The organism is Gilvimarinus sp. 1_MG-2023 (assembly GCF_030548285.1).
The window spans coordinates 1-303 of record NZ_JAUOSC010000687.1 but is presented as its reverse complement, the minus strand read 5'-3'; the positions used below and the strand labels follow the sequence as shown (position 1 = coordinate 303).

At 56.8% G+C, this 303-nt stretch carries 1 protein-coding gene; it reads left to right on the top strand.

Features of this window, described 5'->3' with window-relative positions; translation table 11 throughout:
• A partial coding sequence (locus Q4563_RS18620) for a cation transporter dimerization domain-containing protein (RefSeq protein WP_303605567.1) occupies positions 1-246 on the top strand: 246 nt, incomplete at its 5' end.
• Positions 247-303 lie beyond the last annotated feature (57 nt).

Genomic DNA, 303 nt, shown 5'->3' with positions numbered 1-303 from the left:
GATCAGGCCATGCCAGAAGCAGAAGAGACGGAGTTGCATCAGTTGATCAAGGGCGTTGATGGCGTGCGTGGTTTTCATGATATGAAAACCCGTCAGGCCGGTGCCGTGCAGTTTATCCAATTTCATCTGGATATGGATGGCGACCAGACACTGAACCGTGCCCATGCCATTGGTGATCAGGTCGAGGCGGCGATTCTGGCGCGTTTCCCCCGTGCCGAGGTGCTTATTCATCATGACCCGGTCTGACCGGGCCAGCTGGGCCGGGAGTATTACCATTGCCGCTCTCAGCCTGCAGCTTGTACC